Annotated in this window: 1 pseudogene; it reads left to right on the top strand. The window is 39.0% G+C overall.

The annotated features are described in order from the left end of the window. Positions 1-269 (top strand): annotated as a pseudogene (locus tag R2R70_RS20525) (hypothetical protein); the annotation flags it as partial.

The raw sequence follows: 269 nt of genomic DNA on the forward strand, positions 1-269 counted from the left end.
CTGACACATCATTTGTTTACATGGGTACGTTGGTTCACCCTAATTCATTACTGACACACATTCATGAACGTGCAGACTTTAAGAGTAAAATCTACTCAGCTATAACTTCCTATCCTGAGAGGGCAGACTTGTGGGAACAGTTTGAGAATATCTATCGGAATCAGGAAAATCCCAACCGTATGGAAGATGCTATAGCTTTCTATGAATCAAATAAAACTGAAATGGATAAAGGTGCTAGTACTCTTTGGGAATCACGCTTCCCTTACTAT

It is taken from the genome of Cobetia sp. SIMBA_158 (assembly GCF_046566945.1).
GTDB classification, from domain to species: domain Bacteria; phylum Pseudomonadota; class Gammaproteobacteria; order Pseudomonadales; family Halomonadaceae; genus Cobetia; species Cobetia amphilecti.